This is a genomic window from Pseudemcibacter sp., assembly GCF_965661635.1.
Taxonomy (GTDB): domain Bacteria; phylum Pseudomonadota; class Alphaproteobacteria; order Sphingomonadales; family Emcibacteraceae; genus Pseudemcibacter.
The window spans coordinates 1-9333 of the sequence record NZ_CBFIEP010000165.1 but is presented as its reverse complement, the minus strand read 5'-3'; the positions used below and the strand labels follow the sequence as shown (position 1 = coordinate 9333).

Sequence of the window (9333 nt, the reverse complement as noted above, 5' to 3'; positions counted from 1 at the left end):
TTCGTTCAATTAACAACCGTTGTGAAAATGGTTTTTTAATATAATCGTCAGCACCCATTTTCAAACCGAGCATCTCATCAATTTCATCATCTTTAGAGGTAAGAAAGATAACGGGCAAAGATTGTTTTTCTCTTAATCTACGCAGTAGCTCCATACCGTCCATACGCGGCATTTTTATATCTAGTACGGCTAAATCTCCAGGGTTACCACTCATCCCCTCAAGGGCACTTGCACCATCTGTAAACGTTCTCACATCAAAGCCTTCGCTTTCAAGTGCCATTTTTACAGAGGCCAATATATTCTGATCATCATCTACGAGTGTTATTAGAGCAGCCATCTACATTTATCCTTTTATGAAACGAATCTATTAAACAATATCACAACATTCTTTATCATTTCAAAAAATTTGCGTTACAAAAGTGTCATAAATGTGACATTTTTTTCCTTATAAATCAATAGTTTGAAAAAAGTTGTAAAATCAATTTTATTGGACCTAAAAATATCTCTATTAATAATGCCCTTAGAAAGCCAAAGTTAATTAAATGAATTATAGTAGAGTATCTAATTCAAAAAAAAGGATAGAAAATGAATAACGTTGCGAAGTATGTAAGTAACAACGGCATAGAAAACCAAAACATTAATTCTAAGAATGATGTTTTTTGGAACTTCGGACCAGAGCTTCTTTATGAACATACAATCAAACAAGGGTTAGGGGTAATGTCAAAAGGCGGTGCCCTTGTTGTTGAAACAGGACAGCACACAGGTCGAAGCGCGAATGACAAATATATGGTTGATGAGCCTTCCTCCAGAGACAACATCTGGTGGGGCAAAGTAAATAAAGCCATAAGCGAAGAAAACTTTAATATTGCTGAAAAACAAATCCTTGCTTATCTCAACGAACGCAATCTATATGTTCAAGACCTTTACGGCGGTACAGACCCCGCTCACCGCATTTCAGTGCGTGCTATTTCACCTTCTCCTTGGCACAGCTTATTTATTAGAAACCTTCTTGTAAGACCGGATGTTGCCGATTTAGAAGGGTTCTCACCCGATTTCACAATCTTACACGCACCTGAACTTAAGATGGACCCAGAAGAACTCGGCATTAATTCGGAAACACTTGTAACGATTAATATTGCACGTAAATTGGTTCTTATCGCTGGTACGTCATATGCAGGTGAAATGAAAAAATCTGTATTCTCTATTTTAAATTATCTTCTTCCTGAAAAAGGCATTATGCCGATGCATTGCTCTGCAAACATCGGTAAAGATGGGGATTCAGCAGTATTCTTTGGATTATCTGGTACCGGAAAAACGACATTGTCCGCAGATCCAGAACGCCAACTTATTGGTGATGATGAGCACGGTTGGTCTGATAATACGATTTTCAATTTCGAAGGCGGTTGTTATGCGAAGGTTATTCGCCTATCACAAGAAGCGGAACCGGAAATTTATGCGACAACAAGCATGTTCGGGACTGTTCTTGAAAACGTCGTTATCGATGAAGATACCCGCGAAATTGATCTTGATGACGGATCTAAAGCTGAAAATACTCGTGCCGCTTATCCAATTACGTCTATTCCGAATACTACGGATGGCGCACCTGGGGCTTACCCGAAAAATGTTATCATGTTAACAGCTGATGCGTTTGGCGTTATGCCACCGATGGCACGTTTAACACCTGAACAAGCCATGTATCATTTCCTATCTGGCTATACTGCTAAAGTAGCCGGCACAGAAAAAGGTCTCGGGAAAGAACCACAAGCAACTTTCTCAACATGTTTTGGTGCACCATTTATGCCACGCCACCCTTCTGTTTACGGTAACCTACTCCGTGAAAAAATTGCAAAAGGTGATGTAAAATGTTGGCTGGTTAATACTGGTTGGACGGGTGGCGTTTATGGCGTCGGAAGCCGCATGCCGATTAAATACACACGTGCATTACTTCATGGTGCACTTGACGGCACACTTAATGACGTTGAATTCCGCCAAGATTCGAACTTCGGATTTGAAGTACCACTAAGCTGTCCAGGCGTTGATGATGCGGTTCTTGATCCGCGCGGCACATGGGAAGATACAGCGGCCTATGATAAACAAGCTTCACATCTCGTCGGACTATTCAAAGAAAACTTTGTTGAATTTGAAGAATATGTTGATGACGCCGTGAAAGCCGCTGGCCCTATCGCTTAAGAACTCAAAAGATATTTTTTTTAAAAGCCTCGCTCATTTTGCGAGGCTTTTTTTATAAAGAATTACGTCACCACCTTGATATGGCATATCAGGATGTTCAGGGTTTGGAAGGGAAAAGACGGATTTAAAACCGTTCTTTTCATAAAGACCAATACCGGCCACATTTTTTTCAAATGCAATAAGGTATATGGCATCATATCCTTTATTTCGCGCCAATTCGATGCAATCATCAAGCATCATTTGACCTAATCCCTGTCCTCTATATTCAGGTTTAGCAGCAAGGCTATCTAAATAAAATTTTCCCGGGATTGTATTGGTCAGATGTTTAAACACTCTGAAATACTCAGGAATATTCTCCATATCTTCAGGACCACGTGTATATGCTTCAAAGCACAATGAAATGGCCGCTTTATCGCCATTAATTTCAATCACGCGCATATTCTTATAAGAATAAGCATCATCTTCGTTTTCAATATTTTTCTGACCGACTTCGTAAGGGTCTTGCCCCGGCTTTGCCTCCGCAGTCCAACCGGACATGTCTAACCCGATTGTTCCCGGTCCCTGACCCGCAAGATTAACCATCTTTGCAAGTTCATAACTTTCATCTTTTCTAGCTTGTCTAATAATATACTGCATATTTTTCCAATTAACTCTTGTTAGAGCCCCTTAAAAGCTGTTAGTACATCTTTTTTACGCTAAGGATAAATTAATGTCACGATCGAAATCATGGACTTTCCCAAAATGGGGAGAATATACAAGCGAAAGGGATCCGGTCTCTGTTCGTATATGTGATTATGACGGCTGTGATGAACCGGGGGATTTTCCTGCGCCTAAAGCACCAGATAGCAGAGATAAATGGTATTTCTGTCAACCGCATGTAGCAGATTTCAATAAAAACTGGAACTATTTCAATGGGTTAAGCCAAGAAGAAGCAATGCGCCGCGCCCAAGAAGAAATGCGCCAAGCCAAAGGTTACCGTGGTAGTGGTGCATTCGATAGTGGCCCAACCACTTACGGCAAAGAAGAACGCAGAAACGATGCCTTAGAAATATTAGACCTCGATGAAGATGCATCAGACGCAGAAATCAAAGCATCATATCGACGTCTTGCTAAACTTTATCATCCGGACACCAATATGGATGACGCGGATACGGCAATAAAATTCCAGCAAGTCAAAGCAGCTTACGAAGTTTTAAAAAAATAACTAACCGTCTAATCGGTCAACCAACGCTTGATAAGAAACACGCCACTGATCAAATGGACGATTAGCAAGATTAGCATTATAAAATTTGCTCAACTCTGTTACTTCCGGACCAATCCATTCTGGGATATCAAAATCTTGATTGAAGTCATCAAGTTCAATTTCGGCAACAATTAATCCAGTATTTCGGCCAGTAAAAATATCCACTTCCCAAGTTAATTCATTGATTAAATAAACATTTCTCGTTTTCTCAATAACATCATGATTTATCGAAGAAAATAAAACTTCGCCTTCATCCTTTGAAATATTATATTCGAGCTCGTTTCGACCGCCCTCAGCATGATTGGTTTTTACGCTCAATATAAATTGACCATCTTTCTCACGTACGCGAACGCTGTTTCCGTCTTCGCGAGCGACATACCCCTGTCTTATTTTGTGTGACTTAACTGGCTTTTCTTTAGGTAGTTCGTAAATTAAAAACTTACGTTCAATTTCGATGCTCATTGCCATCTTTAAAGGGCTCCTTCAAGAACTTCAAAGAAACGGTCAATGTCTGCTTTATTATTATAAACATGTGGGGCAATTCGAATGCTGTTGCCTCTAATACTAACGAAAACTTTATTGTCCGATAGAGTTTTGGGCAATTTTTCCGGCACCCCGTCTTTGAAATTAATACCGATTAAATTTGCAACGCGATACTGATCTTCTGCGACATTAAGGCCGATTGCCTTGGCACGCTTTGCAATATAATCCGTCAGCGTTTTTATATAAGATGAAATTTCATCAACACCATGTTTCTTAAAAAACTCTAATGCATCTATCGCGATGGCAACATTAATAAAATTACTCTTTTCCCCCATATCATATCTGCGAGCCCCTTCTTCATACTCATCTTTATAATCGACGAGACGGGTAAAATCTTCTGCGTCTTTACGTGAAAGCCAACTTTCTTCTAATGGTTTTCCATCTTGGTTTCTTGGCGCAGCATATAAAAATCCGAATGAGTATGGGCCAAACAACCATTTATAAGCGCCAACAACCATAAAATCAGGATCAACCTCTTTAACGAAAAAAGGTACCGTTCCCAATGTCTGCGTCAAGTCAAGGACGAGTGCAGCATTGAATTCACGCGTCTTTTTACCTAACTCCACCAGATCAATATAACTACCATTCGTCCAATGGGCATTCGCCGTGGCAACGATAGCAGTATTGTGATCAATAGCGTCTATAATCGCTTTGGTCCAATCGCCGTGCTCTGGCCAAGGAACCGTTATAAGATTAGCATTATTTTTTTCTGCTAATTCACGCCAACAATAATAATTAGATGGAAACTGGTTTGCCAACACAACAATATTCTGACCTCCTTCTATCTTTAAATTATTGGCAGCAATTGCCGTTCCATATGAAACAGATGGTACAATTGCGATATCGCTTGGTTTTGCATCAATTAGATCGGCGGCCAATTCATAAAATCGGTTTGGTGGATCAAAAAAATCACTGATAGGAAGCGCCCATGGCGAGAGCTTCTTGCGAAGGGCTTTTTCACCAATATCAGCCGAAGTTTTCAACAGCGGCCCCATATAAGCAGCATTTAAATACGTCACCCCATCCGGGATATCAAAGAGTTCTTTTTGGCATTTCATTAATTATTATACCTTTGTTTCTTGGGTCAAATTGAGTTCCTTCACCATATCAAATATAAGCGCAATGTCTTGCATATTTTTCTCTATCAATTTCGGATCATTCAAATTAAAACTTCCGCCCTCAAATGAATTTCCTTTTCGCTTAATAGCCATGTAAATACGACCATTTTTAAAGGCCATCTGTAGCTGCTTAACACTAGACAGGCGATTAAATTTTAAGACCCGCTCCATAAATAACGGCGTTAGTAAATACCGTGCTTCCACTTGGTCATTTGAATGAACTTCAAATTTTCTTTCAAATTCTGGATCTTCTAATTTTACTTTTTCACCCTTCTTCGCCCAACCGGTTAGGAAATTATCAATAGCTGTATGATCTTTCGTGATTATTGTTTCACCATTGAAATTTTTATGAAAATCAAATTCTACCAAAAAGCCCTGAAACACCGTTGATCTTGATTTTCGGCCCTTACTATCCCTTGAAACATTTACCAGTTTGGCTTCCACTAAATTAAAGTCGATCTCCTCTACCTTAACACTAATTTGATCTTCTAAGGTCATTTCATCATATGAGGGGATAATTGAAAGATTCCGATAAGGTATAATTTCGCTACTTAAAGGATGAAGGTTATAATTTAATCCAATTTGATCACAAAGCGCCGGCATCAATTTTTCCTTCGCTTCGCGGCGTATCACGGACATTCTACGATAAAAGAAGAAAGACACGAGCAGAGCACCAGCCCCTGAAAATTTGACTAGCTCAGTTAATCCTTGCTCTAGGATGAGAAAAAAGACACAACATCCAAGAAGAAAAACAACACCTAAAAAAATATTAAATGCTTTTTTTCGCCTTTCTTCCAATTGATCCAAAACGGGGCCCAAACCACCTTCATCAAATGAATGAAGTGCTGCGCGTATTTCTTCTATGGTCATCAAGCAAAACCTTTAAAGAATATCAGAAGCGCTAACTGGCTTTCTTTCGATTTCATCAATTTCAAAGAATGGCATTGCTTTGATACCTAGCATATTGGCAATAATACTACTTGGTAAAATTTCAACAGCATTTTTTAAATCTGTGACTGAAGAGTTATAAAAACGCCTCGCTGCTGATATATGCCCTTCGACTTCTTCATAGGTTTCTTGTGCCCGCACCATTGTTTCTTGCGATTTAAGATCAGGATAGTTTTCCGCCACAGCAAATAAATTCATCATGGCTGATTGAAGCTGCTTATTAGCTTCCAAATGTTGTGCTACTTCTTCCGGATTATTTTTATCATAATCACTACCAGAAATGGATCTCATTTGTGTGACTTTCGAAAGCACTCCTTCTTCATGTTCCATAAATTTTTTGGCAATTGTTAAAATATTTGGAACCAAATCGTGACGTTTTTTAAGCTGCACATCGATTGAAGATAGCGCTTCTAGTGTGCCATTTCTTAATTTAATCAGACGTATATATAATATATATATCATGACGGCCGTTACGCCTAAGGCGATTAGTATATACACAAGCTTTTCCTTTCTTGGGGTTAATTATTGCGGAATTAAACCCTTCAATTTATTACCAACTTGATCTACTACTTTATCTTCCATTTCCTTAACAACATTGCCTGCTGCGTCCTCAACGGACCCAACTGTATTTTTAAGAAGCTCGCTTTCAGCAACCTTACTCACACTTCCGCTAATAGCACCAAAGATTTGTTTTATTACATCAGACGCAAGTACACCGTTTTCTTTTTCACCAATTCCGGAAAGATGCAAATTCGGCAAAGGAAAGCCGACGCCTTTACCACCAAGTAGGTCGCTTGAGATTTTCACATTGGTTCCATTGACATAAACATCATCGATAATGAATTTCTTTTCACTATCGGAACTGCTATCAAGTCCAAGTTCTTGCATATAAGCATCAATATTTTCTTGAATTTTTCTAACATTATTGCCATTGCGACCCATTTCATAAATCATATCCGCTCCCTCTAATCTTATCTCACGGATATGGATCACATCAGATGTCATATTTTCAAGACTAACATCCATTTTAACAAGTAACTCTTCCATTTTAAATAAATGCTCAGATTTAAACCCTTCAGGGTTTCCAATCTCCATATTTTTAAGGGATGCGACGCCATTTGCAGGACCAAGATCAACATTACCAAAGGAAAAATCAGCCCCAATTACAGGTGGAACATATTCTTCAGCACTATCTTTAATTAATCCTCCAGCGTTTGAGGATAAATACATAAAAGCACCCGCGCCAATAATGGCAATAAACACAACTCCAATTAATTATTTTTTCATTTCTTATCTCCTACTCGGTTATGCCATTAGTTTCTCTGATTAATTCATCAAATGCAACCATAAACCTCTTGACCTTTTAAGCTTATCGCACAACAATCTGAAACTGTTATGAAAGAAAGGGGTACTTGATGAAAGTATTATCATATGCAGGTGGATTAGGCCTGATCGCATTAACCGTTTATATAATGGTTGTTGGGCGCGATCTAATTGTACCCTTTTTGGTTAGTGTTGTGATCTGGTTTTTAATCAATACACTTGCGGATTATTATCATAAAATTCAAATAGGCTCTTTTAAAATTCCAAAATCACTGTGCTTTATTGCGTCCCTAATCACAACAGTAGTCGCATTTTGGATGCTGATTGAAATGATTGGCAATAATATTGCGGATGTTAAGGCCGCAGCTCCAGCATATCAAGAGAACCTCTTAAAACTATCAGGCAGAGTTTATGATTTGCTTGGCATTGAAAACCAACCTAGCCTTACCCAACTTATCAATCAAATAGATTTACGACCCTTTATTAGCAATATCGCGGGAACATTAGCCAGCCTTGCGGGAAATGCCGGTCTGATAATGATTTATGTGCTTTTTATTTTTCTCGAGCAAGCTAGTTTTGACACAAAACTTAAAGCTCTTCTGAATGGATCAGAGCATACGCACACAGTTGAAGAAATCATTAAAACCATCCATAAAAAAATTGAAACTTATGTGGCCATAAAAACGTTTGTAAGTATTTTAACGGGAACTGCCTGTTACATCGTACTCATTTTAAATGATGTCGATTATGCAGGGTTTTGGGCCTTTATTATCTTCTTACTTAATTATATTCCCACTGTTGGTTCAATGCTTGCTGTTTTGTTCCCTGCGGTGTTAAGTCTTGTACAATTTACAACCTTTACGCCATTTTTAATAATAATTTCTAGCCTCGCAACAATACAAGTTTTAATGGGAAATATTTTGGAGCCCAAATTAATGGGCAATTCGCTTAACTTAAGCCCCTTGGTAGTTATGCTCTCACTCGCATTATGGGGAAGCATTTGGGGTATAGCAGGAATGTTTTTAAGTGTTCCTTTTACAGTCATTTTGATGATTATATTCTCTGAATTTCCAAAAACGAAACCTATTGCAATATTATTATCGCAAAATGGAAAAATCGGTTCAGATGTATAACTATGTTAAGTTAAATAAATTTAATTATTTATTGTTTTCTCTTCGGATAGAAAATATCGAGCACGACATTCATAAAACTTATCACTCGATCGTCTGAAATCGAATAAAAAATTTGCTGACTTTCGCGTCGACGCGCCAAGATACCTTCACTACGCATACGGCTTAAATGTTGTGATAATGCAGATTGAGATATATTTAAACTTTTCTCTAAATCACCAACACAGAACTCCCCCTGCATCAAGCAATCAAGAATAATCAATCTATTAGGATTTGCTAAAGTTTTTAAAAGTTCTGCTGCATTTTCTGCGGCTTTAGGTAATTCGCTTGTTATTTGACTATTTTCTTCGCCTGTTTCAGTCATTCAGGTTCCCAAGAATTTACACTACGAAACACTGAAGAGTATTCCTTAACAATGGTTAACAAAGTGTTAATAATTGTTAAATATTCGTTTATATTTTCATATTTGTTAACTTATCGGGTTTCGTTAAACAGTTCTCTACCTATTAACATTCTTCGAATTTCGCTTGTCCTGTATCCCGTCAGACCAAGTTGGACTAATTAAGGGTATTGCATAAGAGAGTGTTTTTGTTTCATCGTAATGACGAAGGAACGGAGATGACACGTAAACACTCTAACAAATCAAATAGAACTGGAAGCGCGGAGAAAACGGTTAAAGATATACGCTGTGCAACCTTAAGAACTATGGTTCAGAAGAAAAGATACGTATTGTACTTGAAGGCTTGCGCGGTGAACATAGCATAGCCGAGCTATGTCGGATAGAAGGCATTAATCAAAACCTTTATTATCGTTGGTCGAAAGACTTTCTAGAAGCGGG

At 38.3% G+C, this 9333-nt stretch carries 11 protein-coding genes and 1 pseudogene; 4 read left to right on the top strand and 8 right to left on the bottom strand.

Annotated elements, in window-relative coordinates:
• The coding region (locus ACTF6W_RS11030; protein WP_438994597.1) for a response regulator at positions 1-337 on the bottom strand (337 nt) is incomplete at its 3' end.
• 248 nt (positions 338-585) lie between these two features.
• Between ACTF6W_RS11030 and ACTF6W_RS11025 the strand changes: the two genes are divergently transcribed.
• On the top strand, positions 586-2190 hold the full coding sequence (locus ACTF6W_RS11025; RefSeq protein WP_438994596.1) for a phosphoenolpyruvate carboxykinase: 1605 nt from the start codon (positions 586-588) through the stop codon (positions 2188-2190).
• Between the two features lie 33 nt (positions 2191-2223).
• Here ACTF6W_RS11025 and ACTF6W_RS11020 read toward each other — a convergent pair whose 3' ends face one another.
• On the bottom strand, positions 2224-2826 hold the full coding sequence (locus tag ACTF6W_RS11020; protein WP_438994595.1) for a GNAT family N-acetyltransferase: 603 nt from the start codon (positions 2824-2826) through the stop codon (positions 2224-2226).
• 73 nt (positions 2827-2899) lie between these two features.
• Between ACTF6W_RS11020 and ACTF6W_RS11015 the strand changes: the two genes are divergently transcribed.
• Complete coding sequence (locus tag ACTF6W_RS11015) at positions 2900-3394, top strand: J domain-containing protein (protein ID WP_438994594.1); 495 nt, start codon at positions 2900-2902, stop codon at positions 3392-3394.
• Here ACTF6W_RS11015 and ACTF6W_RS11010 read toward each other — a convergent pair whose 3' ends face one another.
• The 5 genes from ACTF6W_RS11010 to ACTF6W_RS10990 are packed head-to-tail and all read right to left on the bottom strand — an operon-like array spanning position 3395 to position 7305.
• Entirely contained in the window at positions 3395-3895 is a 501-nt protein-coding gene (locus tag ACTF6W_RS11010; RefSeq protein WP_438994593.1) for a CYTH domain-containing protein, read from the bottom strand. It abuts the gene before it with no gap.
• A gap of 8 nt (positions 3896-3903) precedes the next feature.
• Positions 3904-5034 carry an aminotransferase class V-fold PLP-dependent enzyme gene (locus tag ACTF6W_RS11005; RefSeq protein WP_438994592.1) on the bottom strand — a complete coding sequence of 377 codons (1131 nt, stop codon included), beginning with the start codon at positions 5032-5034 and terminating at the stop codon, positions 3904-3906.
• 6 nt (positions 5035-5040) lie between these two features.
• The gene (locus ACTF6W_RS11000; RefSeq protein WP_438994591.1) at positions 5041-5964 is read right to left on the bottom strand and encodes a DUF3137 domain-containing protein; all 924 of its coding nucleotides are present in this window, start codon (positions 5962-5964) and stop codon (positions 5041-5043) included.
• Positions 5965-5976: 12 nt separating this feature from the next.
• Positions 5977-6504, bottom strand: a complete 528-nt coding sequence (locus ACTF6W_RS10995; RefSeq protein WP_438994598.1) for a LemA family protein — start codon at positions 6502-6504, stop codon at positions 5977-5979.
• A gap of 60 nt (positions 6505-6564) precedes the next feature.
• Entirely contained in the window at positions 6565-7305 is a 741-nt protein-coding gene (locus ACTF6W_RS10990) for a hypothetical protein (RefSeq protein ID WP_438994590.1), read from the bottom strand.
• A gap of 152 nt (positions 7306-7457) precedes the next feature.
• Here ACTF6W_RS10990 and ACTF6W_RS10985 point away from each other — a divergent pair, with 152 nt between their 5' ends.
• Positions 7458-8498 carry an AI-2E family transporter gene (locus ACTF6W_RS10985; RefSeq protein WP_438994589.1) on the top strand — a complete coding sequence of 347 codons (1041 nt, stop codon included), beginning with the start codon at positions 7458-7460 and terminating at the stop codon, positions 8496-8498.
• Between the two features lie 28 nt (positions 8499-8526).
• Here the strand turns inward: ACTF6W_RS10985 and ACTF6W_RS10980 are convergent, their stop codons facing one another.
• Positions 8527-8859 carry an ArsR/SmtB family transcription factor gene (locus ACTF6W_RS10980; RefSeq protein WP_438994588.1) on the bottom strand — a complete coding sequence of 111 codons (333 nt, stop codon included), beginning with the start codon at positions 8857-8859 and terminating at the stop codon, positions 8527-8529.
• A 254-nt stretch (positions 8860-9113) separates the two neighbouring features.
• Between ACTF6W_RS10980 and ACTF6W_RS10975 the strand changes: the two are divergent.
• A pseudogene (locus ACTF6W_RS10975) lies at positions 9114-9333 on the top strand (transposase); the annotation flags it as partial.

Bases quoted from the DNA above. Each gene is read 5' to 3' on its own strand.
- ACTF6W_RS11025 (WP_438994596.1), top strand. From the start codon at position 586: ATGAATAACGTTGCGAAGTATGTAAGTAACAACGGCATAGAAAACCAA.
- ACTF6W_RS11020 (WP_438994595.1), bottom strand. From the start codon at position 2,826: ATGCAGTATATTATTAGACAAGCTAGAAAAGATGAAAGTTATGAACTT.
- ACTF6W_RS11015 (WP_438994594.1), top strand. From the start codon at position 2,900: ATGTCACGATCGAAATCATGGACTTTCCCAAAATGGGGAGAATATACA.
- ACTF6W_RS11010 (WP_438994593.1), bottom strand. From the start codon at position 3,895: ATGAGCATCGAAATTGAACGTAAGTTTTTAATTTACGAACTACCTAAA.
- ACTF6W_RS11005 (WP_438994592.1), bottom strand. From the start codon at position 5,034: ATGAAATGCCAAAAAGAACTCTTTGATATCCCGGATGGGGTGACGTAT.
- ACTF6W_RS11000 (WP_438994591.1), bottom strand. From the start codon at position 5,964: ATGACCATAGAAGAAATACGCGCAGCACTTCATTCATTTGATGAAGGT.
- ACTF6W_RS10995 (WP_438994598.1), bottom strand. From the start codon at position 6,504: ATGATATATATATTATATATACGTCTGATTAAATTAAGAAATGGCACA.
- ACTF6W_RS10985 (WP_438994589.1), top strand. From the start codon at position 7,458: ATGAAAGTATTATCATATGCAGGTGGATTAGGCCTGATCGCATTAACC.
- ACTF6W_RS10980 (WP_438994588.1), bottom strand. From the start codon at position 8,859: ATGACTGAAACAGGCGAAGAAAATAGTCAAATAACAAGCGAATTACCT.